The organism is Pseudomonas tolaasii NCPPB 2192 (assembly GCF_002813445.1).
Classification (GTDB): Bacteria; Pseudomonadota; Gammaproteobacteria; order Pseudomonadales; family Pseudomonadaceae; genus Aquipseudomonas; species Aquipseudomonas tolaasii.
On the sequence record NZ_PHHD01000001.1, the window covers coordinates 1,394,739 to 1,417,953 of the forward strand.

The window sequence follows — 23,215 nt, forward strand, 5'->3', positions numbered from 1 at the left end:
ACGACGAAGGGCGCAATGCTTGAACACTTCCTGGCTGCGAGAACCCTTATGAAATACCTGGTGTGCGCCCTGTTTCTGGCAGCCGCAGGACCGGCCTGCGCGCAAGCACCGAGCCTGCTGGCCCACTGCACGCGCAGCGCCAACCTGCTGGCGTGTGTGGACCCGCTGGGCAATGCCTACAGCGTGGCGACGGTGGGCAGCACGACGTATCTGCGCGGATATGAGGTGATCGGCAAACGCTATTGGGCACAGACCAGCAGCCGCTATGGGCAACTGACGTTCTTTACCGGGTTGGCGTCCGACGGTGAGGCGTGGGTTGGCTACACGCGCCGCGTGGGCTGGACCACCCTCAACCGGTTTTCCAGTTCCGGTGGAGCCAGCGCCAAATTCACGTGCAGCCGCATAACCGGCTGTTAGACCTGGCCGTTCTTCTGTTCCTGAACCCAGGCCATGTAGCTGTTCATCGGCGGGTTCTTCTGGAAGTAACTTTTCAAGCCTTCAAACAAGCCATCGGCGACTGCCTGTTGATGACGCGCGGTCACCAGCCGCTGGGCGTCCCGAGTATTTGAGATGAACCCGGTCTCCACCAGGATCGACGGCACGTCGGGTGATTTGAGCACCGCAAAACCGGCCTGCTCCACACGTTTCTGGTGCAGCGTGGTGATGCTTTGCAGGCTGCCCAGCACCGAGCTGCCCAGTTGCAGGCTGGAGGCGATGGTGGCGTTCATCGACATGTCGAGAATCACACCGGCCAGCATCGGGTCCTTGTCCTTGAGATTGAGCAGCGTGGTGGCGCCCAGCAGGTCGGCGCCGTTCTCGCGTTGCGCCATGAAGCGTGCGGTGGCGGATGTCGCGCCGCCTTCCGACAAGGCATACACCGAAGCCCCCGATGCCGTGAGCCGTGGCGCGGCGTCGGCGTGCACCGAGATAAACATGTCGGCCTTGTGTTGACGGGCGATGTCCACGCGCTTGCGCAGCGGCACAAAGAAGTCGTCGTTGCGCACCAGCTTCACGTCAAAGCCCTTCTCACGCTTCAAGCGTTTGGCCAGCAGTTGGGCGATCGACAACACCACGTCTTTTTCACGCTGGCCCTTGGAGCCGACGGCGCCCGGGTCTTTGCCGCCGTGGCCGGGGTCGACCACCACAATGATGTCGCGCTTGGGGTGCGCCTTGTCCACGGGCGCCACCAATGGCGCAGGTTCCGCCGCGATTTGGCGCGGCGCGCGGGTGGCGCTGGTCAGGTCGAGTACCAGGCGATGGCCCTGGCCGTCCTGCGGCGGCAGCAAGAAGCTGTTGAGCTGCATTGGCGCGGCCAGGTCAAGCACGATGCGGGTGTCGCCCTTGCCGAAATGCCCCGAGCGAATTGAGGTAATGCCGCTGTTTTTCAGCGCAAGTTGCGAGAAATCACCGCTGAGCCCGGCACCGCTCAGGTCGATGATCAAGCGCTCCGGCGAGGTCAGTGAAAAGGTTTTGTATTGCACCGGGCCGCTGAGGTCGAGCACCAGCCGCAGTTTGTCGTCCGAACGCCACAGGCGTGCATTGCGAATCTGTGTGGCGTAAGCCCCCAAAGGCAAGGTGAACAGGGGGCTGACCAGCAGCAGGTTGAGAAGCTGACGTCTATGCATGACATATACCGCAAATAAAGGAGCGTCCCTGCTCGACATGACTGAAGAAAGGCGTGAACAGAAAAATCATCGTCGACTCAATAGTTATAATATAACATGTCTTTTTTATTCCAACGATGGACCTGCCCATGAATGCGCTGACTCTGCCGGATATCGCCGCGCAGGCTTCCCGCCAAGCCATGCCACTCGATTGGGTGGGCATGTGCGGTATCGCCCTCCCCATCCTCATCGACGGCCAGCGCCTGACCGCCACCGCCGACGCCGGTGTGAGCCTGGACGACGGTGCAGCCCGTGGCATTCATATGTCACGCCTGTACCTGGCCCTGGAAATGCTCGACCAACAACCGCTGACGCCTGCGCTTCTGCGTACTCTACTTGAGCGCTTTCTGGAGAGTCATGAAGGTTTATCTAAGAACGCCTACCTGCGCATTCATACCGATTTGCTGCTCAAACGCGCCGCACTGGTCAGCCCGCTGGCCGGCTGGAAAGGCTACCCGGTGTGCATCGAAGCGCGTCTGGAAAACCGAATGTTCCACGTGGAACTAAAAATTGACGTTACTTACTCTTCCACCTGCCCGTGCTCCGCTGCCCTCGCCAGGCAGTTGATTCAACAGCAATTTATCGATGATTTCGCCAACACGCCGTTGCAGCATGAAGATGTGCTGACCTGGCTCGGCAGTGCCAACGGCATCGTCGCCACGCCCCACAGCCAGCGCAGCAGCGCGCAGATCTCCGTGCAACTGGACGAAACGCTGCCGTCGCTGCCCCTGACCGATCTCATCGACAACGTCGAACTCGCCCTCGGCACGGCCGTGCAAACCGCTGTGAAACGTGCGGACGAACAAGCCTTCGCCCTGGCCAACGGGCAGAACCTGATGTTCTGCGAAGACGCTGCCCGCCGCCTGAACCTCGCCTTGAAACGCTCGGATGCCGTCAAAGCCTTCCACCTGAAAGTGATCCACGCCGAAAGCCTGCACGCGCACGATGCCGTGGCTGAAAGCCGCTGGACGAGAAACGCTGAATGATCACCTGCACCGCTTTGCGCTGGGGCGCCCCCGGCCAACCCCTGACACCCGCGCTGGACCTGAACCTGGAAAAAGGCAGCCTCACCGGCATCATCGGCGCCAACGGCACCGGTAAAAGCAGCCTGCTTAAAGTCATCGCCGGCTTGCAAAAGCCGCTGGCGGGAAAAGTCAGCGTGGCGGTTCCACGCCGTGGCGGGCTGTCGTTCCTGCCCCAGCAACAACACCTGGACCGTCAGTTTCCGATCAGCCTGCAGGAACTGGTTGCCGCCGGTTTCTGGGGCACCACGCTAACACCGGAACAGCGTAGCCAGCGCCTGCAAGCGGTGCTGGAAGACTGGTGCCTGACGGGCCTGGAGCATCGCCCGCTGATGGCTTTGTCCGGCGGCGAGTTACAGCGCGCCCTGCTCGCCCGCATGAGCCTGGCCGAAGCGCCGGTGCTGTTGCTCGACGAGCCCCACGCCGCCCTCGATGAAGAAGGCCAGGCGCTGTGCTGGAAACACGTGCACGCCTGGCACGACGAAGGCCGCACGGTGGTCATCGTTTGCCACGACCTCGCCTCCGTGCGCCATCACACTCAGCAAGTCGTGCAAATCAAAAGCAGCGGCTGCGTGTTTGGCCCCAGTAAAGAACTGATCCGCCCGCAACCCCAGATGCAGGTGGCCTGATGCACTTCGCCGCTCATGTGTGGATGCCCTTTCACGACTTCGTTTTCATGCGCCGCGCCCTCATCGGCGGGCTGGTGCTGGCGTGCAGCACCGCGCCGCTGGGCGTGTTCCTGATCCTGCGGCGCATGAGCCTGATCGGTGACGCCGTGGCCCATGGCATCCTGCCCGGCGCAGCCTTGGGCTTCTGGTTCGCCGGCATCAGCCTGCCCGCTCTGACCATCGGCGGCCTCGGCGCCGGGCTGGGCATGGCGGGCCTGTCGGCGTGGATCACCCGCCGCACCGGCCTGCGCGAAGACGCCAGCCTCGCTGCCATCTACCCCATTTCCCTCGCCGCCGGCGTGCTGATCCTTGGCATCGCCGGCAAGCGTCTGGACCTGCTGCACCTGCTGTTCGGCTCCGCCCTGGCCGTGGATGAAACCACGCTCACCGGCATGCTGTGGGTGTCCAGCTTCAGCCTGATCGCCATGGCGGTGATCTACAAACCGCTGCTGCTCGACACCCTCGACCCGTTATTCCTGCAAACCGTCAGCCGCCTCGGCCCGCTGGCCCACGGGCTGTTCCTGACCCTGGTGGTGCTGAACCTGGTGATTGGTTTCCAGGCCATCGGCGCCTTGATGGTGGTGGGTTTGATGATGTTGCCCGCCATTGCCTCACGTTTCTGGAGCCGGCGCCTGCCGGTGTTGATCGCGGTGTCGGCAGTGCTGGGATGCCTGTCGGTGTGGTTCGGTTTGTTGCTGTCGTTCTACTACTCACTGCCCAGCGGCCCGGCCATCGTGCTGGTGGCTGGCGTCGGGTATTTGCTGTCCGTGGTTTTCGGCCCGGTGCACGGCTTGCTGCGCCGCCCGCCCTCTCTTACATCCCAATGAGGTGTTTCCCGATGCGCGCTTTACTCGTGTTGTTCAGTCTTCTGCTGCCGCTGTCGATGGCACAGGCCGCCGACAAACTGGAAGTGGTGACCAGCTTCAGTATTCTGGATGACATCACCCACCAGATCGGTGGCGATCACATCCAGATCAGCAACATGGTCGGGCCTGATTCCGATGCCCACACCTACGAGCCCACCCCCGATGACGCCAAGGCACTGCTCAAGGCCAAAGTAATCATCAAGAACGGCCTGGGCTTCGAACCCTGGCTCGATCGCCTGGTAACCAGCACCGAGACCAAGGCCACGGTCGTCACCGCCAGCAAGGGCGTGATCTCCCACACCATGGAAGAAGACGGCGAGACCATTCCGGACCCGCACGCCTGGCACAACCTGGCCAACGCTGAAATCTACGTTAACAACATCACCAAGGCACTGGTGGCCGCCGACCCGGCCAACAAGGCTGACTACCTGCGCAACAGCCAGGCCTACCTGAAAGAAATCTACCGCCTGCTGGCCGAAGCCAAGACCAAGTTCGGCGCACTGCCACCGGGCAACCGTCGCATCGTCACGTCCCATGACGCGTTCGGCTACCTGGGCCAGGCCTACGGCATTCAGTTCCTCGCGCCACAGGGCTTGTCCACCGAGCGTGAGCCGTCTGCCGCCGAAGTGGCCGCGCTGATCACCCAGATTCGCAAAGACAAGGTCAAGGCCGTGTTCATGGAAAACATCAAGGACGCGCGCCTGCTCAAGCAGATTGCTGACGAAAGCGGCGCGCAAATCGGCGGCACGCTGTACTCCGATGCCCTCGCCGCCGAAGGCCCGGCCAGCACCTTCACCGGGCTGTTCGAATACAACCTCAACACCCTGTGCGCCGCCCTGAGCAAGCCATGAAACTGAGCATGCTCGACCTGGAAGAGGCTGCCCTGGGCAGCCGCTTTCCGCTCGAACCGGTGCTCGACGCCCTGCCGTGGAACAGCGATGGCCTGATTGCCGCCATCGCCCAGCAACACGGCAGCGGCGAGGTGTTGATGCTGGCCTGGATGAACCGCCAGGCCCTCAACGAAACCCTGGCCACCGGGCAAGTCTGCTACTGGTCACGTTCGCGCCGGCAGCTGTGGCGCAAAGGCGAGAGCTCCGGCCACTGGCAACAGTTGGTCGAAGCCCGGCTGGATTGCGACGGCGACGCGGTGTTGCTGATCGTCAACCAACTCGGCCCGGCCTGTCACACCGGCCGCCCGACCTGCTTCTACAACGCCATCGACGGCGACTACGTTCACACCATCACGGAGCCTGTTGCATGATCCGCAAGAACCCTTCCGGCGACCTGCCGGTGATTGCCGAGTCGGCCTACGTCGACAAAACCGCGATCATCTGCGGCAAAGTCATCATCGGCGAAAACGTGTTCGTCGGCCCCTACGCCGTCATTCGCGCCGACGAAGTCGACGCCAGCGGCGCCATGGACCCGATCACCATCGGCGCCAACTCGAACATCCAGGACGGCGTGGTCATCCATTCCAAATCCGGCGCAGCGGTGACCATCGGCGAATTCACCTCCATCGCGCACCGCTCCATCGTCCACGGCCCCTGCGTCGTCGGCGACCGCGTGTTTATCGGCTTCAACAGCGTGCTGTTCAACTGCGCCGTGGGCGACGGTTGCGTGGTGCGCCACAACTCGGTGGTCGACGGCCGCGACCTGCCCGCCGCGTTCTACGTGCCCTCCACCACCCGCATCGGGCCCAACACCGACCTGTCGCAATTCCCGCCGGTGAGCGTCAGCGCCTCGGAGTTTTCCGAAGACGTGGCGCGCACCAACGTCGACCTGGTACGCGGCTACAAAGCCCTGCAAAACGAGTTCTGAACCATGAGCCGCCTGCTGATTCGCAACGCCCGTCTGGTGAATGAAGGCCAGGAATTCGACGCCGACGTGCTGGTCGCCAATGGCCGCATCGAAAAGATCGCCACCAGCCTGGAAGGCTACAACGAGCCGGTGGAAATCGACGCCAAGGGCCAGTGGCTACTGCCCGGCATGATCGACGACCAGGTGCACTTTCGCGAACCCGGCGCACCGGACAAAGGCAGTTTCTACAGCGAGTCCCGCGCGGCGGTGGCCGGTGGCATCACCAGCTTCATGGACATGCCCAACACCAACCCTGCCACCCTGAACCTGGAAGCCCTGGCTGACAAAAAACGCCGAGCTGCGCTGCACTCAGTGGCCAACTACGGCTTTCACTTCGGCGTGAGCAACGACAACCTCGACACCGTGGCCGCCCTCGACCCGCGTGAAGTGGCCGGAGTCAAAGTGTTCATGGGGGCTTCCACCGGCAATATGCTGGTGGACGACCCACGGATTCTGGAGCGCCTGTTCGCCGAAGTGCCGACTATTTTGCTGGCCCACTGCGAACACACGCCGAGCATCCTCGCCAACGAGCAGCGTCTGCGCGAGCGCTTTGGCGACCAGATTCCCGCCGTCGCCCACCCGCTGATTCGTGACGCCGAGGCCTGCTATCGCTCATCCTCGTTTGCGGTGGAATTGGCCAAGCGCCATAACACGCGTCTGCACGTACTGCACCTGACCAGCGCTCGCGAACTGGACCTGTTCGAAAACAAACCCCTGGCGGAAAAACGCATCACCGCCGAGGTCTGCGTGCACCATTTGCTGTTCGATGACCGCGACTATCACCGCCTTGGCCACCAGATCAAATGCAACCCGGCAATCAAGTCCCGCGCCGACCGCGACGCGCTGCGCATTGCCTTGCTCAGTGATCGTCTGGATGTGATCGGCACTGACCACGCACCGCACACCTGGGCGCAAAAACAGTTGGGTTATCGTGAAGCGCCGTCCGGGCTGCCGCTGGTGCAGCACGCGCTGCCGGCCTTGCTGGAACTGGTGGCTGACGGGCACCTGCCGCTGACTACGCTGGTGGCGAAAACCAGCCACCGCGTGGCCGACCTGTTCGCCATTCCGGATCGTGGTTATTTACGTGAGGGTTATTGGGCCGACCTGGTATTAATCCAGCCCGAGGCCGAAGGCAAGCCGGTGAGCAGCCAGCCGATCCTGGCGCGTTGCGGCTGGACGCCGTTCGCCGAGCGCAGTTTTCGCCACAGCGTCAGCACCACGCTGGTGTCCGGCCACCTGGCGTGGCACAACGGCCAGGTGGTCGACAGTTGCCAGGGTTTGCCCCTGCATTTTCTGCGTTAAGCGCGGGGTTTGACGGTACCGCAATCGTTGCTCAGCCATTGGGCGTGGCTGTCGAGGCTGCCCTTCTGCTGAATGCCGGTGGCATTGAAGGTGCCGTTGACCGTGGTGGTGAATTCTTTCTGGCTCTGGAAAGTGGCGACGCCGGTGCCTTGGGCTTTCGGGCAGCTGAAGCGGAATTTCCACTGGTTGCCGGTCTTGTCGGTCACTTCCTGTTTGCAACCCGATTGCGGGTCGGTCAGGGGGATCGAGTCAGAGGCCACCTGCGCCGGGGTGAGGCACACCTGCACGCCTTTGCCGGCCATGGTAATGCCCTGCTTTTCCAGCATGGCGCGCTGTTCGGGGGTCATCTGTTGCTTGAGCTGGCCGAGGATCAGCGACAGGTCCGGCAAGTCCTGGTTATCGACTTTCATATTGCTGGTGGTCAATTCCCACAACCCCGGCGCCAGCATCTGCGCCTGAGCCGCCACGGGCAGCGACAAACCAATGACCATGGCCAAAACTGGCAGACGAGCATTCATCGAGTAACTCCTGGGTAATTGTGGGCGTTAGACGCCGCAAAGCCGCCAGTGTTGCACGGCAAATAAAATAGCGACATTCGCCGCTGTTCATGGTCTGTTAGGCACTCGGATCGCCTGGAGAGATGTCGTTCATGGATTTTTTTGGCCCGCACCTGCTCGCCTATTTCATCGCTACGCTGCATTTTCTCGGGACCCTCGCCGCCATCCACGCGGTGCTGACCGTCAGGACCGCCCAAGGCTCGATCGCCTGGGCCTTATCGCTGATGTTCATGCCTTACCTCACGCTGATTCCCTACCTGATTTTTGGCCGCAGCACCTTTGATGCGTACATCCAGGCGCGTCGCCAGGCCAACCAGGAAATGCACACCGCGATCACCGCGCTGAACTGGCGCCCGTGGGTCGAAGAAGCCCTGGCCGCGCGCAACTCCAGCGCTTACGCCTCGTTGCGGGCCATGCCCAAGCTGGGGCGCATGCCGTGCCTGGCCAACAATGAAGTGCGCTTGCTGATCAATGGCGACGCCACCTTCAGCGCGATCTTCGAGGCGATCCGCAGCGCCAAAACTGCCGTGCTGTTCCAGTTTTTCATCATTCATGACGACGAGCTTGGCAGGCAATTACATGCCTTGCTGAAGGAAAAAGCTGCGCAAGGTGTAGACATTCACGTGCTCTACGACCGCATCGGCAGCCACGCCCTGCCCCATCGTTATGTGCAATCGCTGCGCGATGCCGGAGTCAAAGTCAAAGCATTCGCCACCCGCAGCGGCTGGCTCAATCGTTTTCAGGTCAACTTCCGCAACCACCGCAAAATCGTGGTGGTGGATGGCATTACCGGGTTTGTCGGCGGGCATAACGTCGGCGATGAGTACCTGGGCAAGAAACCGCCGCTGGCGCCGTGGCGCGACACCCACGTACAAGTCACCGGCCCGGTAGTGGCGTGCCTGCAGGAATCGTTCGCCGAAGACTGGTTCTGGGCCGCGCGCGAACTGCCGCCACTGATTCTGCCGGACGCCTACCCCGAAGACGGCGTGCTCTGCCAACTGCTCGCCAGCGGCCCGGCAGACCCGTATGAAACCTGCTCGCTGTTTTTTGTCGAAGCCATTCACGCCGCCACCGAGCGCGTGTGGATCACCAGCCCGTACTTCGTCCCTGACGAAGCCGTGTTCGCAGCCCTGCGCCTGGCGGTATTGCGCGGTGTGGACGTACGCCTGCTGCTGCCCTCGCGTCCGGACCATCGCATCGTCTACGCGGCGTCCAGCCTGTACGCAATCGAAGCGCTACGCGCCGGTGTGCGGGTATTTCGCTACAAACCAGGTTTTCTGCATCAGAAGGTGGTGCTGGTAGACAGCGAAATCAGCGCCATCGGCAGTGCGAACATGGACAACCGTTCGTTCCGGCTGAATTTCGAAGTGATGTTGCTGACGGTAGACGAGGCCTTCACCAGCGAAGTGGAGCAGATGCTGCTGGATGACTTTACCCTGGCCCATGAAGTCAGCCAGGAAGAAAGCCGCGAAACCCGCCGCCTGCAACAACTGGGCATGCGGATCGCGCGGCTTATCTCACCGATTCTCTAACGGGTAACACCAAACCAATGTGGGAGCTGGCTTGCCTGCGATGGCGGTCTACCCGTCGACTTATCCAGTCCTGATACACCGCTATCGCAGGCAAGCCAGCTCCCACAGTTTTTTGACCTCCAGAACCTGGAAGATCAGCGGTAGATATCCTCCCGCGTCCACGGCAGTTCATGGCTGCCATCGGCATGGGGTTTTACCGCCAGAATCTGATGCAGGTTGATCCAGCCCCGCGCAAACGCGTACGCGCAACCGGCCAGGTACAGGCGCCAGATCCGCAGCGCCTGCTCCGGCACCATCTTCGCAGCAGCCTCCAGATTGTCTTCCAGACGCTCGCTCCAATGGTCCAGCGTGCGCGCGTAGTGCAGACGCAGGCTTTCGACGTCGACCACTTCCAGCCCGACTTCGCTGATCTCGGCCGTCATCATCGCCAAATGCGGCAACTCGCCATTGGGAAACACGTAACGCTCGATAAAGTCCCCGGCGCCACGGCCCACAGGGCGACCGTCAGTGTGCTTGGCGGTGATGCCATGGTTCATCACCAGACCGCCTTCACGCACCGCGCCAAACAGGACTTTGCAATATTCCGCCAGGTTGGCGTGGCCGACGTGTTCGAACATGCCCACGCTGACCACCTTGTCGAAACGGCCGTCCTGCGGCAGGTCGCGATAGTCGAGCAGCTGCAGGTCCACCTGATCTTCCAGGCCTTCGGCTTTGACCCGCTCACGGGCCAGCGCCAATTGCTCTTTGCTCAAGGTGATGCCAAACACCTTGACCCCGAACTCCCGTGCGGCAAACCGCGCCAGCCCGCCCCAACCGCAGCCGACATCGAGCAAATACTCGCCCGGCTGCAGCCGCAATTTGCGGCACAGGTGGCGAAATTTGTCTTGTTGGGCCTGGTCGATGGATTCGCTGCCGGTTTCAAAATAACCGCAGGAGTACGCCATGTCCTGGTCCAGCCAGAGCTGGTAGAACTCGTTGGACAAGTCGTAATGATAGGAAATGGCCGCCGCGTCGGTAGCCTTGTCGTGGATCGAGCGCACCGGACGACTCCCCTCGTCGTCCTCGATCAGGGCGTGACTCAACTCGTCACACACCCGGATGACCTCGGAGATGGAGCCTTCCAGCTCCAGTTTGCCCTCGACGAAAGCTTCGCCCAGTGAATCGAGCGTTGGATGGGTCAGCTTGGTCACGACCGTGGGGTCCTTCACCACGATGGTCACACTGGGCTCGGGGCCCAAGTTGAATTCATGGCCGTCCCAGAGTCGAAGACGCAGCGGTAGCTGAAGATTCTGTAAGGCCGGTGGAAGTTGCGCGAGCATGAGTAGTCCCCCCTTGTTTCAGACGTCTGGAGTGAGGGTAGACCATCCGGAGACAAAGTAGGAGGCTATCGATTTAATAGCGCCTTTCTATGGGGCTCGACGCTCGAGCAAACCGTCCTGGATCCATTGTTTAAGCCACGTAACGGCCTGCAACGGGGCACCCTCTCCATAAGTGACTGCAAGCTCTGCGCACAGTTCTGAAAAATTCCAGCCGGTAGTCACCATGCCCGCCAGGGCGCAGGCTTCTGCGGGCTCCAGGCTGCGGTAGTGGCATACATTCTGGTGGCGCCACACCAGGCAAATCTGCGCCAGCTCGAGTGCATGGCTGTCGGGAAAATCCGACTCATCCTTGCTCGCCCGCCAAATCGCCACCGTGTTGAAATGGCAGAGTTGCTGCTGCACCGAAGGCGCCAGCGTCACCTGCAAACCCGGCCAGTCTTCGGGCGGCAGTGTGGCCATGTCGTTCAGGCTCAACGGCTCGCCTTCAAGGGCGTCGAACGCCAGCGTGAACGCCCATTCCAGCCGCGCCAGCTCGGCCAGCGGCGGGCTCTGTTCAGGGACCAGATGCTCGACGATGAACGCGGGGAAACGCTCACCCAGCCAGCGCAGGCTGTAATGGGCCGACGGATAACGGCGCACGTAGGCTTCTGTCAGTAACGCGAATTCATCATCGCCCAGCCAATACCAGATCGCGCCGAAGTCATGGCGCAACACTTCCTGCAACCGCGAGACATAAGCGTTGTGATAAATCGCCAGGCCGGTGTCCACATCCAGCGTCGGCCCGCCGAGCAAGGTGGCGGCAAAATGGCTATTGGCGGTGGAGGTTTCAGATAACAAATGCTGTTCAAAGGCCAATTGCCAATCGGTCAGGCGCATAGCGACCTCCTCGCCAGGGCAGTCGCGCCCAATTCACGGGCCTTGCTCAATTCGGTGAGCAATTCTTCGAATGGCGGGAAATGATCATCGCGCTCAAGCAGCGTCGACACGGGCCCCAAGTGCTCAAGCGTCTGTTGATAGAGCGCCCACACCGGGTCACACACGGGGTGGTCGTGGGTATCGACCACGTAATCGCCATAATCCATATGCCCGGCCAAATGCAGTTGGCGGATGCTATGGGGCGCCAGGCTGCGAATGAACGTCCACGCGTCGAACCCGTGGTTACGCGAACTGACGTACACGTTGTTCACGTCCAGCAGCAGTTGGCAGCCGGTGAGATGGGCCAGCGCGTTGAGAAATTCCCACTCGGTGAATTCATCCGCCCTGGAGCGCACATAACTGGAGACATTTTCCAGCACCAGCGGGCGCTGCAACACATCCTGCACTTGGCGAACGCGGGCGGCCACGTGGTAAAGGCTCTCTTCGGTGTAAGGCAGCGGCAGCAGATCGTGCAACTGGTGTGCGCTGCCACGGCTCCAGCACAGGTGGTCGGAAATCCACGCGGGCTGAATGCGCTCGGCGAGCTGTTTGATGTTGTTCAGGTAATCGGTATCGAGGGCATGGGGCCCACCGATGGACAGGGACACGCCATGCATCACCAGGGGATAGCGCTCGGCTATCGCATCCAGGTAATACAAGGCTTTACCGCCCTGAACCAGATAATTCTCGGAGATCACTTCGAACCAATCCACGGCGGGCGATTGTTCGAGGATCTGCTGGTAGTACTCACTGCGTAAACCCAGGCCGTAACCCAGACTTGAAAGGGAAGCGGACATCACTCACTCCTGGGCAAAGTGTCCGCAGCGGTGGGGGGCATCCGCTGCGGGAGCACTCGGTTGCCGGTTATTCGCCGACTTTGCCGCCAGCCTTGGTGCAGGCATCGGCACTGGCTTGGACCTTGAAGCCCTGGCCTTTGCAAGAACCCTGACCTTTGCAAGCATGGTCCTTGGTTTTGCAGTCGTTCTGGCCTTTGCAAGCGTTGATGCCATAGCAGTGCACGGAGGTGTCAGCGGCTTGAGCCTGAGTGACAACACCAGCAAACATGGTAGCGGCGGCCATTGCGAGGGCGGCACCAGCAGCAGCGGATTTGAAGTTCATTTTTGTATTCCTCATGATCGGTAGTGGAGTCGGTCTGAACGGATTGTTCAGTCTCGACATACCACTAGAGTGAGGTCCCTCATTGGCGTTACAGCCGTGTGCAAATATTTCTGAAAATTATTCATCGAGCTTCAGCAGCGGCTCCTGAAAGCGTAGCAAACGCCCCGCATTACCCAGTACCAGCAAGGTGCTGAGGTTGTGCAACACCGCCGCAATCATCGCGCCCGCTGCGCCCAGCCAGCCAAAAGCCGCGAATACCACGATAGCCAGCGTCCAACCCAACCCGATAACCACGTTGACTTGCAGCGTCTGCCGGCACTGGCGACTCAAGCGCACGCAAGTGCCCAACCTGCGCAAATCGCTGCCGATCAACACCACATCCGCCGACGCCAGGGCGATGTCCGCCCCGCCCGCCCCCATCGCCACGCCGACCACACCCGCCTTGAGTGCCAGCGAGTCGTTTATCCCGTCGCCGACCACCATTGGCCGGAAACCACTGTTGATCTCCCCCAGCACGCGGTTGAGTTTGTCTTCCGGCAGCGCCTGGGCTTCGACATCGCTGATGCCCACGTCCAGCGCCAGGCTGTCGGCGACACTCTGGCGGTCACCGGTCAGCAGCAATTGGCGGCCCAGGCCCAGGTCGCGCAGCTCTTGCAGCGCCTGACGGGCTTCCGGCTTGACGCTGTCGGCCAGCAACAGCCACGCGAGGAACTGCCCGTTCAGCGCCAGCCCGGCAATCGGGCCATCGTGGGTGGGAACGGTCGTGGTGACGATGCCCAGTTGCTCAAACAACTCCGGCCGACCCAACGCCGCCTCACCCTGCTCGGTCTGCGCCACCACGCCAAGCCCCTGACGCTCGCGGATGTCCGTCAGCACCAGCAATTGCTCCTGGGTCGCCAGCGCCGCCAGCGCGCGGCTGACCGGGTGGCTGCTGGCCGAACCGAGGCTGGCGGCGAGGGTCAACAGCACTTGCCGGTCCGGCGCAGTCGTTTCAATCGATTGCAGGCGCAAAGTGCCAAACGTCAGCGTGCCGGTCTTGTCGACCACCAGCGAGGTCAGGTCTGCCAGTTCTTCCAGAAACGCCGAACTGCGAATCAAGATCCCGTGCCGCGCCGCCACGGCAATCCCGGCAATCGCCGTGGCCGGCGCCGACAGCACCAGCGCACACGGGCATGCCGCCACCAGCACGGCCAACATGGCCTGGGCGTCATTGGTCACAAACCAGGTCACCGCCGCCAGCAACAACACCAGCACCATATAGCTGCCGGCATAACGCTCCAGCAGCCGCGTGATGGGCGGCTTGGAGCGCTCGGCGTTCTGCATCAGCGCGATGACCTTGCCCAGGGTCGATTCGTCGCCGGTCCGCGTCACCTTCAAGCGCAGCAAGCCATCCAGGTTGATCGCGCCACCAAACACCTGCACGCCCACGCTGGCTTCCAGCGGCACCGACTCGCCGGTAATCGGCGCCGTGTCCAGGCTCGCCTGGCCCGACAGCACCACGCCATCGGCCGGCACGCGGTCACCGGCGCGCACTTCGACGATATCGCCCGTGTTCAGCGTGCCGTTATCCACCTCCACGATGCTGCCGTCAGCCTGAACCCGGCGCGCATGGCTGCGGGTCAGTTTGCCCAAAGCATGGATCGCCTCCTGGGAGCCGATCACGCTGCGCTCTTCCAGCACGTGGCCGAAAATCATGATGATCGGCAGCAAGGCGGCGGTCAGCAGGTCACCCGTGGCCCACGCGCCAATCATCGCAAGGGCGATCAGTTGGTCGGTGATGCCATGCAGGCTCGGGAAGCGCAGGCTGTACCAGGCCGAACGCATCACCGGCACGGCCACTAACAAGGAAGCGACACCCAACAGCAATTGACTGACGCCGCTCTGGTCCGGCGCCAGCCAGCGCCACACCAGGCCCAGTATCAGCAAACCCAGGGCGAGCATGGCCAGGGTCAATTGCCGTGCAGCACTGCGCTGCTCGGCGGAGGTCAGCATGGGTGCGCTCATTGTTCGGCTCCCTGAATGATCAAACGGGAGTCGTCTTTAGGATCGACCGTGGTGACAGAACCCGCCTGGCCGAGTATCTTCGGCAAGCGCTCGCGATACAGGCGCAGCAGCAAGCCCGGGTCTTTGACCTGAGCGAGACTAGCGACCGTGGCGGTTTGCGCTTGGGCATTGGCCAGCCGCTCGCTGGCCTGGGCGTGGGCAACCTGCACCACACGGTCGGCTTCCTGAGTAGCGGTCTGCGTGAGCTTTTCCGCTTCGGTGCGGGCATTGGCCACGGCTTTATCGGCCTGCTGGCTGGCCGTGAGCACAGCATTGAACGCATTCACCGCCGGGCCCGGCAGGCTCGACTGCACATCCACGCGAGTCACTTCAATGCCGAGGCCCAAACCGGTGGACGCCAGTTCAGCCAGGCGTTTGTTGATACCTTGCACCAGATCGCCGCGCAGCCGTTCACGACGCTCGGCGGCGCCATTGTCGGTGCCGATCAGCTCGGGGCGCGCGACCAAAATGGTGTCCAGATCACGCGCCGCCGTCAGCGCCACCGCGCTGCGCGTCACCAGGCGGTCCAGCGCGGGCAACACATGATCGCCCTGCAACACAAACGCATAAGGCTCGGTGACTTTGTAAAACACCCGCACATCCAGCTGTACCACGCCGGCATCGCCCGTCAGCAGGTAACCGGACCCGGCCAGTGCATCGCTCAGCGGCGTGGCAAAACTCGCCACACGGTCGGCCTGGATCGCGGCGTCAGAACGCAGCAGGTTTTCCACTCGGCGCTCGATCACGCGGTCAGCCGCCGGCAGCAACACCACCTGCTCGAACGGCTGCGGCCAGGCCAACAGCAGGCCGGCATTCTGAATGCGATCCAGTGCGCCGAAGTGCAACACCACCGCGCGGTTCTGCGGGTCGATCTGGCGCACATTGGAAAACGCCCACGCCAACGCCGCCAACACCGTTACCGCGTACAGCGCCAGAAAGGTCAGGCGCCCGGCCTGGATCCACGGGCTGTCCGGGCCGTCACGCTCGATCATGGCTGGACGTCCTTCGGCCCTTCGACCAACGCGCGGAACGGCGCCGCGTCGGTACGCAGGATGATTTTGGTGCCCGGCGTGACGACCGTGCCCAAGGTGTCGAGGGAGCGCAGCAGGTTATATAGCTGCGGATTGCCCGCGTAGGCGCGGCCGTAAATCTGTGCGGCTTCCACGCGAGATTGCGCTTCGATATCAGCCGCCTTGACGGTGGCGTCGGCCTGCACGATGCGTGCATCCCGCTCGGCGGCGGAACGAATCTGCGCCGCCTCGCGTTTGCCCACGGCGGTGCGTTCGGTGGCAATGGTTTCGCGTTCGGCGCGCATGCGGTCGACGGTGGCGGTCAGCGTCACCGACGGCAACGTCAGCCGCTCAACCCCTACTTGCGCCACGCGTACGCCATAGGTAGTGAGCAATTGTTGATCAATCTGCTGGCGCAACTGCGCTTCGAAATCGGCGATGCGCACCTGGCTGGCGTCGGTATTGATCAGGCTGGACAGGTCAAAGCTGGCCGCCGTGGTTTCCAGCGCCGAGCCGACAAACGTGCGAATCTGCCGCGCCGCCTCATCCGGCTGGTTCTGCACCGCGCGCATGAAGCGCTGCACATTGTCGGCGTCGCCTTGCACCTGCCACGCCACGTAGGCCTGCACGATGATGCGCAGGCCATCTCGGGTGCCCACATCCTGCAACCCGCTGGACGTGGTGCGCAGGCGCAGGTCCACCGGGATCGCCGCCTCGAACGGCGCCGGCCAGCGCCAGCCCAGGCCCGGCTCCAGCAACACCCGCGACGGGTTGCCGAAGCGGGTAATCACCGTGGCTTCGCCGGAACGCACTTGCACCAGGCTCGCCGCCGCCACCGCAAACAGCACCAGCAATACCGCCCAGGCCATACGCCGCCAGGGGAACGGGCCGCCCGCTTGCTCATCACCGTGATGATGGTGGTGGTGATGACCATGATGATGGTGACCGTGATCGTGAGAATGAGCGCTCAACAGACAGACTCCTTATTGAACGGCTTTGCGCGGCGCCGAAGGATCGGCCGGCAACGTAAAAGAACGCAGATCGATCGTCGGCGCGCCGTCGGCACCCAGGCGATGATCCAGAATAAGCAGCTTGGCGTGGGCCAGGCCCAGGCTGAGTTGACCAAGGTACTGTTCCAGCACGAACGCCTGGCCCGCGCTGGCGTAGGCCTTTTGTTCGGCGGCAAAGCGCAGGTCCGCCGCCTGGGCACCGGCATTCACTTCGCGCGCGGTGGCCATGGCCTGGTCGCGAGCAGTGCTGGCTTGCAGCAAGGCCTGGTTGGTCTGTTCACTGGCCGCGCCACGTTCCCGGGAAATCAGCGCTTGAGCACCAATTTGCGCAGCTTGCACGCCATGGTAGGCATTGGCCGCGCCGGCTGGCGGGTGAATGGCTTCCACCACCGTGGCGAGAATTTCCACACCGCTGTCGAGTTTTTGCAGGTCGGCTTGCGCCGCGCGGCCAATTTCGTCGGCAAGGCTCGTGCGCTGTTCACCCAGCAATTCGTCGAGGGTACGCGAGGCAAAATCGTGAACCAGGATGCGGCTGGCCGTGCTGCGGATCAGCGTCGGCACGTCGGCACTGTTATAAGTGGCGGCGAGCGCGGCCTGATCGGTCAGGCCGATGCGGTAGACGAAACGTACGTCCATATTCACGATCTGGAAGCTCTGCTTGTCGCCGCTGCTGCTGGCGATCACCTGGGATTTGTCATTCACATGGCTGGCGTCCCACAAGCGGTTGGCGATGGTTGGCGCCGGGCCCTCGGCGGGCGCCAATTCAGGCGCCGCAGCTTCGCTGACACTGGTGGCCAGTTCATGCACCACACCGTTTTCCACCGCCAGCACGCGGCCCAACGGCCATGGTAGCCCGGCATGCAGGCCGGGGCCGAACACTTGGACCGGTTTGCCAAAGCGCTCGTAAATCCCACGGCCCTGCAGAGGCACTTCGTGCACACCCGTGAGCGCCCAACCTACGGCCAATACCACCAGCAGCACCGGCAAAAAAGCGCGGCGCATGTAGGTGAATGCCCAGATCTGGCGCAGGTCGATACCGAAGCGGTTGTGCAATTCGTGCTGCAGCGCTTGCAAGGGTTGCGGCGGCCAGCGCAGCAGCCCGGCGATAAAACTCTGCGCCATCAGGCGCGGTTCAACGTGCGGCTGGCGCGGGCTGAACAATGACAGCAAGGCCCGCAGCAAAAACTCCACGGCGACCAGACCCGGCAACAAGCCGATCAGCACTGCCACACGCAACGGCCAAACCGCGTCCGCACTGGCGAACAGCAAGCAAATCGCGCTGACCACCAGGCTCACAATCGCCACTCGGCTTAATTGCGCCAGTTGCGCGGCTTCCGGCCATTGCGCGGCGGTTTCCTGGGCCAGGCGGCGTTCGAACACCAGCAAACCAAACCCCAAGGCCAGCGCCAGCGCAGCGCCGATGCTCGCGGACTGCCCGACGGGCGCGGCGGGCAATGCCAGGTTCCAGAATTCGAGGAGGCTGACCAGCGCCAGCAACGACCAGCCCGCCAGCCACAGCACGGGCGCGCCGATCTGCGCGATCAAGCCGCTGCCGAAACGCCCTACAAGGCGCGCGTAGAGGCCTGACTCTTGCTCCGGTAATTCGACGACATCACTCGTCGGCTCTTCCAACGCCTGGGCGCGCCAGTCGGCCACCCACCACGCCGACTGCAACCCGGCCACCAGCACCAGTAAGGCGGACGCGCAGTTGATCAGCACCACCGGCCAGATCGACAACGGCGCAAACAACGCCACAAACAGCGCCAACACCCAGCCGCACACAGTCACGGCAGTCAGGCCGATACCGGCTTGCCGGAGCCTGCGGGCGTGAAACTGTCCCTGCTGAAAGCGCGCAAGGCCCTCGACCGAGGCGCCTTCCGCTTCTAGATCCACTTGCATCCGCTCAACGCCCACATGTACACAATTCGTTACGATATAACACGGAGCGTGAAATTTTTGTTCGAAAACAACACAAAACCCCTGTGGGAGCGGGCTTGCCCGCGATGGCGGCCCATCAGGCAAACCCTTTATCACTGACCCACCGCCATCGCGGGCAAGCCCGCTCCCACATGTGTACTGCGGTGTGCAGCAGACCGTGATTAACCCCCCAGAAACACGAGCCATCACTGGTGCAGGCCACGATTAATCGGGCACACTCCAACACAGTTTTTCGCGGGTTCACGGACAAGGAAGCGCCACCCCCCATGATTTCGATCTATCAGCTCAAACCGCGTTTTCAAAACCTGCTGCGCCCCCTTGTGCAGCGCCTCTACGACAACGGCACCACCGCCAACCAGATCACCGTGCTCGCCGGCGTGGTTTCCCTGCTGGTCGGCCTGTTGATCGCCAGCTTCGCTCAACATCTTTGGCTGTTTGCGCTGATCCCGCTGTGGATGATCCTGCGCATGGCCCTCAACGCCATCGACGGCATGCTCGCCCGGGAATTCGGCCAACAGTCACGCCTGGGCGCCTACCTCAATGAACTGTGCGACGTGATCGCCGACAGCGCGCTGATCCTGCCCTTTGCGCTGATCCCCGGCGTGAGCCTGGCGCCGGTGGTGCTGGTGGCGCTGCTGGCGGTGTTCAGTGAATACGCCGGGGTACTCGGGCCCATGGTCGGTGCGTCGCGGCGCTACGACGGGCCGATGGGTAAAAGTGATCGCGCCTTCGTACTCGGCGTACTGGCCACCGGCGTGGCGCTGGGCTGGCTCGGCGCGGGGTGGGTCGACACGGTGATGTGGCTGGTCGCCGCCCTGCTCGCCTACACCCTGGTCAACCGCGTGCGCCAGGGCCTCAAAGAAGACAACACCCCTCCGATTGCATAAGGATTTTTGCGATGCGCGAACAGCAAGAGCACACCTTCAGTACCCATGATGGCGTCGAGCTTTTCTACCGGCACTGGCCGGCCACCGCCCCGCAGGGTGATGAGCCGCGCAAGGCGATCCTGCTGTTCCACCGCGGCCACGAGCATTCGGGGCGCATCGCACACCTGGTGGATGAACTCGACCTACCGCAGTTCGACATCTTCGCCTGGGACGCCCGTGGCCACGGCCAATCCCCCGGCGAACGCGGCGACAGCCCCAGCTTTGCCACCAGCGCCCGCGACGTGCAAACCTTCTGCGACCACATTGGCGCCACCTGCAACATTGAAGAAGAAAACATCGCCGTCATCGCCCAAAGCGTCGGCGCGGTGATCGCAGCCACTTGGGTGCACGACTACGCGCCGAAGATCCGCGCGCTGGTACTCGCTTCCCCGGCCTTCAAGGTCAAGCTCTACGTGCCTTTCGCGCGGCCGGGCCTGGCATTGATGCGGCGGTTTCGCGGCAATTTTTTCGTCAACAGTTACGTCAAGGCCAGGTTTCTCAGCCACGACCCCGAGCGCGTAGCGTCCTACGACAGCGACCCGCTGATCACCAAGGCCATCTCGGTGAATGTGCTGCTCGGCCTGTACGAAGCCGCCGACCGAGTGGTCGCCGATGCCCAGGCGATCCAGGTGCCGACCCAGTTGTTGATCTCAGGCTCCGACTTCGTGGTGCACCGCAAACCCCAGCAACAGTTTTTCGACCGCCTCGGCAGCCTGAAAAAAGAGCTGCATATTCTCCCCGGTTTCTTCCACGACACCCTCGGCGAGCGCGACCGCGCGGTGGCCGTGAGCAGTGCCAGGCGCTTTATCCTGCAGAACTTCACGCAGCCGCTGGACCGCGCCTCGTTACTGGACGCCGACAAACTGGGCGCCACCTGCGCCGAGTCCGAAGCCCTCGCCGCGCCACTGCCGCGCAACTCCTTGCGCGACCTGTACTGGCGCATGACACGCGCCAGCATGGGCCTGGGCAAAAGCCTGTCCGATGGCGTGAAGCTGGGTTTCGATACCGGTTTCGACTCGGGCAGCACCCTGGACTACGTGTACCGCAACAAACCGACCGGCAAGGGCGGGCTGGGGCGGATGATTGACACCAATTACCTCAATTCCATCGGCTGGCGCGGCATTCGCCAGCGCAAACTGAACGTGGAGGAGTTGCTGCGCCTGGCCATGGCCAAATTGCGCGCGGATGATCGCGAAGTGCGCATTGTGGATATCGCCGCGGGCCACGGGCGTTACATTCTCGAAGCCTTGCAGGGTGTGTCGCCGTTGCCGGAGTCGATCCTGTTGCGCGATTACAGCGACATCAACGTGCGCGACGGTGGCGCGCTGATTCGCGAAAAGGGCCTGGGGGATATCGCGCAGTTCGTCAAAGGCGATGCGTTTGATCGTTTGGATCTGGCGGCACTGGACCCCAAGCCTACGCTGGCGGTGGTGTCCGGTTTGTATGAGTTGTTTGCCGATAACGCCATGGTCGGCGGTTCGCTGGCAGGCCTTGCCAAAGCCGTAGAACCTGGCGGCTATCTGGTCTACACCGGCCAACCGTGGCACCCGCAACTGGAGTTGATCGCCCGTGCGTTGACCAGCCACCGCCAGGGCCAGGCCTGGGTGATGCGCCGTCGCAGCCAGGCGGAAATGGATCAACTGGTGGAGGCGGCGGGCTTTCGCAAGATCACCCAGCGTGTGGACGAGTGGGGCATTTTCACGGTGTCCCTGGCACAGAAGATCTGAACATGCGCGAACCCGGCCTCTTGAAACCGGCAGTCCTCTGGCTGCTGCTGTTGGCGCCGCTGTTTTTCAGCACCTACGGCTTTGCCACCTGGGTCACCAGCCAGCGCAGCGACGTCGGCACGCTGGTATTCGGTTGGGAAACCCATATGCCCTTTCTGGCGTGGACCATCGTGCCGTACTGGTCCATCGACCTGCTCTACGGGTTTTCCCTGCTGCTGCCCAACACTCGGCATGAGTTGAAGCAGCACGCAATGCGCCTGCTGAGTGCGCAAGTGATTGCGGTGAGCTGCTTCCTGATCTGGCCGCTGCGCTTCACCTTCGAGCGGCCTGAACTGGATGGCGTGTTCGGCTGGCTGTTCGCCGTGCTGGCCGGGTTCGACAAACCGTTCAATCAGGCGCCTTCGCTGCATATCGCGCTGCTGGTGATCCTGTGGGTGATGTACCAGCGCCACACCCAGGGCTTCTGGCGTCTGCTGGTGCACGGCTGGTTCGCATTGATCGGCATTTCAGTGTTGACCACTTATCAACATCACTTTATTGACTTACCCACAGGCGCCCTCGCCGGCTGGCTTTGCGTATGGTTATGGCCGGTGGAGCATCCAAGCCCCTTGCTGAATATACGGCTGACGCGCGATCCCCAACGCTGGCGATTGGGTGTGCGTTACGGGCTGGGCGCAGTGGCCTTGGTGGTTCTGGCTTTCGTACTGCGCGGCGGGTGGTTGTGGCTGCTATGGCCTGCCGTGTCCCTGGCGTTGATCAAGGCCAATTATTTCGTGCTCGGCGCCAGCGGCTTCCAGAAGCGCGCCGATGGCCGACTGACACCCGCCGCCCGTTGGTTGTACGCCCCCTATCTGGCGGGTGCGTGGATAAATTCGCGGCTGTGGACACGCGGCCATCCACAACCCGACCTGATTGTGGATAACGTTTGGCTCGGGCGGGTTCCTGCAACTTCTGAGCAAGCCCCTTTCAAGGCCATCGTCGATCTCTGCGCCGAACTGCCGATTAATCCACAGGGCCGCGCTTATCAATCCATTCCCGTGCTGGATCTGATCGCCCCAACGCCGGACGAATGCCTGCGAGCCGCCCAAGCAATCGAATGCCTGCGCGCCAACGGCCCGCTGCTGGTGTGCTGCGCTCTTGGTTACTCACGCAGCGCCACCGCGGTTGCCGCCTGGCTGCTGCACAGCGGGCGTGCGGCAACGGTCGACGAGGCACTGGCTATTATTCGTACAGCGCGGGCCCGTGTGGTCCTGCACCCCGCTCACCGTGAAGCTCTGGAGGGTTTGCCCCATGCCCGCTGATATGGAACTGCAGGTCGTCGCCAGCCTCCTGCGTCGTGGCCGCTCGCTGGATCAGTTATCCACAGGCCTGACTCTGCTCGGGTTTTTGTTCGGTCTGGCGCAACTGTTGATGGCCAGCATTTCAACCATCTGCCTGCTGCTCGCCCTGTGGATGATCATTCTCGGGCTGCTGCAAAAGTATTGGGCGTTGCGCGTAGCCTTCGACGCCGACCTGTTCGCCCTGCTGGCCCGCGACACCGGGCGCACGCCGGACCTCGACCAGGCCCTGCAAACCCTCGGCCTGCAATCGGCCAAGCGCGTTGGCCGCCCGTGGACCGAACGGCGTCGCGGTGCTCTCAAACTACTGCGCAAACAGGCCTGGCTGCTGGGCGCGCAAGCAGTGCTGACCCTGGCCGTGATCCTCGCCAGCCCTTGGCTGCCTTTCGCCGGATAAGGAATT

23 protein-coding genes are annotated in these 23,215 nt (G+C 62.6%); 13 read left to right on the plus strand and 10 right to left on the minus strand.

The annotated features are described in order from the left end of the window. Nucleotides 1-48 precede the first annotated feature (48 nt). The gene (locus tag ATI14_RS06520) at nucleotides 49-417 is read left to right on the plus strand and encodes a hypothetical protein (RefSeq protein WP_016971714.1); all 369 of its coding nucleotides are present in this window, start codon (nucleotides 49-51) and stop codon (nucleotides 415-417) included. Here ATI14_RS06520 and ATI14_RS06525 read toward each other — a convergent pair. Then, nucleotides 414-1,625, minus strand: coding sequence for an N-acetylmuramoyl-L-alanine amidase (locus ATI14_RS06525; protein WP_016971715.1), 1,212 nt, complete (start codon nucleotides 1,623-1,625; stop codon nucleotides 414-416). The genes ATI14_RS06520 and ATI14_RS06525 overlap by 4 nt on opposite strands. Before the next feature lie 128 nt (nucleotides 1,626-1,753). Here ATI14_RS06525 and folE2 point away from each other — a divergent pair, with 128 nt between their 5' ends. From folE2 to ATI14_RS06560, 7 genes are read left to right on the plus strand one after another with little or no spacing between them, the layout of a single operon-like run. After that, nucleotides 1,754-2,650: a GTP cyclohydrolase FolE2 gene (gene folE2, locus ATI14_RS06530; protein WP_016971716.1), complete on the plus strand. Its 897-nt coding sequence runs from the start codon at nucleotides 1,754-1,756 to the stop codon at nucleotides 2,648-2,650. Continuing rightward, the gene (locus ATI14_RS06535; protein WP_016971717.1) at nucleotides 2,647-3,315 is read left to right on the plus strand and encodes a metal ABC transporter ATP-binding protein; all 669 of its coding nucleotides are present in this window, start codon (nucleotides 2,647-2,649) and stop codon (nucleotides 3,313-3,315) included. Before folE2 ends, ATI14_RS06535 begins: the two co-directional genes overlap by 4 nt. Further along, the gene (locus tag ATI14_RS06540) at nucleotides 3,315-4,181 is read left to right on the plus strand and encodes a metal ABC transporter permease (protein WP_016971718.1); all 867 of its coding nucleotides are present in this window, start codon (nucleotides 3,315-3,317) and stop codon (nucleotides 4,179-4,181) included. Before ATI14_RS06535 ends, ATI14_RS06540 begins: the two co-directional genes overlap by 1 nt. Before the next feature lie 11 nt (nucleotides 4,182-4,192). Beyond that, a complete protein-coding gene (locus tag ATI14_RS06545; RefSeq protein WP_016971719.1) occupies nucleotides 4,193-5,071 on the plus strand; it encodes a metal ABC transporter substrate-binding protein in 879 nt (292 codons plus the stop codon). Beyond that, on the plus strand, nucleotides 5,068-5,481 hold the full coding sequence (gene hisI, locus ATI14_RS06550; protein WP_016971720.1) for a phosphoribosyl-AMP cyclohydrolase: 414 nt from the start codon (nucleotides 5,068-5,070) through the stop codon (nucleotides 5,479-5,481). The genes ATI14_RS06545 and hisI overlap by 4 nt, the downstream gene beginning before the upstream one ends. Then, the gene (locus ATI14_RS06555) at nucleotides 5,478-6,038 is read left to right on the plus strand and encodes a gamma carbonic anhydrase family protein (protein ID WP_016971721.1); all 561 of its coding nucleotides are present in this window, start codon (nucleotides 5,478-5,480) and stop codon (nucleotides 6,036-6,038) included. Before hisI ends, ATI14_RS06555 begins: the two co-directional genes overlap by 4 nt. A gap of 3 nt (nucleotides 6,039-6,041) precedes the next feature. After that, a complete protein-coding gene (locus tag ATI14_RS06560; RefSeq protein ID WP_016971722.1) occupies nucleotides 6,042-7,379 on the plus strand; it encodes a dihydroorotase in 1,338 nt (445 codons plus the stop codon). Here ATI14_RS06560 and ATI14_RS06565 read toward each other — a convergent pair. Next, nucleotides 7,376-7,897: a DUF3617 domain-containing protein gene (locus ATI14_RS06565; protein WP_016971723.1), complete on the minus strand. Its 522-nt coding sequence runs from the start codon at nucleotides 7,895-7,897 to the stop codon at nucleotides 7,376-7,378. The genes ATI14_RS06560 and ATI14_RS06565 overlap by 4 nt on opposite strands. Before the next feature lie 131 nt (nucleotides 7,898-8,028). On the opposite strand from ATI14_RS06565, the gene cls reads away from it, so the two are divergent. Beyond that, nucleotides 8,029-9,468, plus strand: coding sequence for a cardiolipin synthase (cls, locus tag ATI14_RS06570; RefSeq protein WP_031319843.1), 1,440 nt, complete (start codon nucleotides 8,029-8,031; stop codon nucleotides 9,466-9,468). 134 nt (nucleotides 9,469-9,602) lie between these two features. Here the strand turns inward: cls and cfaB are convergent, their stop codons facing one another. The 8 genes from cfaB to hflK (ATI14_RS06610) all read right to left on the minus strand — a co-directional run bounded on the left by cfaB (nucleotide 9,603) and on the right by hflK (ATI14_RS06610) (nucleotide 18,783). Then, a complete protein-coding gene (cfaB, locus tag ATI14_RS06575) occupies nucleotides 9,603-10,787 on the minus strand; it encodes a C17 cyclopropane fatty acid synthase CfaB (protein WP_080520291.1) in 1,185 nt (394 codons plus the stop codon). An 87-nt stretch (nucleotides 10,788-10,874) separates the two neighbouring features. Then, nucleotides 10,875-11,663, minus strand: a complete 789-nt coding sequence (locus tag ATI14_RS06580; protein ID WP_016971726.1) for an HvfC/BufC N-terminal domain-containing protein — start codon at nucleotides 11,661-11,663, stop codon at nucleotides 10,875-10,877. Then, nucleotides 11,654-12,499, minus strand: a complete 846-nt coding sequence (bufB, locus tag ATI14_RS06585; RefSeq protein WP_016971727.1) for an MNIO family bufferin maturase — start codon at nucleotides 12,497-12,499, stop codon at nucleotides 11,654-11,656. The genes ATI14_RS06580 and bufB overlap by 10 nt, the downstream gene beginning before the upstream one ends. A gap of 67 nt (nucleotides 12,500-12,566) precedes the next feature. Next, the gene (bufA2, locus tag ATI14_RS06590) at nucleotides 12,567-12,821 is read right to left on the minus strand and encodes a BufA2 family periplasmic bufferin-type metallophore (protein ID WP_016971728.1); all 255 of its coding nucleotides are present in this window, start codon (nucleotides 12,819-12,821) and stop codon (nucleotides 12,567-12,569) included. Between the two features lie 117 nt (nucleotides 12,822-12,938). Continuing rightward, entirely contained in the window at nucleotides 12,939-14,825 is a 1,887-nt protein-coding gene (locus ATI14_RS06595) for a cation-translocating P-type ATPase (protein ID WP_016971729.1), read from the minus strand. Then, nucleotides 14,822-15,856: a protease modulator HflK gene (hflK, locus tag ATI14_RS06600; RefSeq protein ID WP_016971730.1), complete on the minus strand. Its 1,035-nt coding sequence runs from the start codon at nucleotides 15,854-15,856 to the stop codon at nucleotides 14,822-14,824. Before hflK (ATI14_RS06600) ends, ATI14_RS06595 begins: the two co-directional genes overlap by 4 nt. After that, a complete protein-coding gene (hflC, locus tag ATI14_RS06605) occupies nucleotides 15,853-16,845 on the minus strand; it encodes a protease modulator HflC (protein WP_026083115.1) in 993 nt (330 codons plus the stop codon). The genes hflK (ATI14_RS06600) and hflC overlap by 4 nt, the downstream gene beginning before the upstream one ends. A 12-nt stretch (nucleotides 16,846-16,857) precedes the next feature. Continuing rightward, nucleotides 16,858-18,783: a protease modulator HflK gene (gene hflK, locus ATI14_RS06610; RefSeq protein WP_080520290.1), complete on the minus strand. Its 1,926-nt coding sequence runs from the start codon at nucleotides 18,781-18,783 to the stop codon at nucleotides 16,858-16,860. Nucleotides 18,784-19,088: 305 nt separating this feature from the next. On the opposite strand from hflK (ATI14_RS06610), the gene ATI14_RS06615 reads away from it, so the two are divergent. From ATI14_RS06615 to ATI14_RS06630, 4 genes are read left to right on the plus strand one after another with little or no spacing between them, the layout of a single operon-like run. After that, nucleotides 19,089-19,709: a CDP-alcohol phosphatidyltransferase family protein gene (locus ATI14_RS06615; RefSeq protein WP_016970711.1), complete on the plus strand. Its 621-nt coding sequence runs from the start codon at nucleotides 19,089-19,091 to the stop codon at nucleotides 19,707-19,709. A gap of 11 nt (nucleotides 19,710-19,720) precedes the next feature. Then, nucleotides 19,721-21,475: a bifunctional alpha/beta hydrolase/class I SAM-dependent methyltransferase gene (locus tag ATI14_RS06620; protein WP_016970710.1), complete on the plus strand. Its 1,755-nt coding sequence runs from the start codon at nucleotides 19,721-19,723 to the stop codon at nucleotides 21,473-21,475. A gap of 2 nt (nucleotides 21,476-21,477) precedes the next feature. Further along, entirely contained in the window at nucleotides 21,478-22,776 is a 1,299-nt protein-coding gene (locus ATI14_RS06625) for a phosphatase PAP2/dual specificity phosphatase family protein (protein WP_016970709.1), read from the plus strand. Then, complete coding sequence (locus ATI14_RS06630; protein ID WP_016970708.1) at nucleotides 22,766-23,209, plus strand: hypothetical protein; 444 nt, start codon at nucleotides 22,766-22,768, stop codon at nucleotides 23,207-23,209. The genes ATI14_RS06625 and ATI14_RS06630 overlap by 11 nt, the downstream gene beginning before the upstream one ends. Nucleotides 23,210-23,215: the final 6 nt, after the last annotated feature.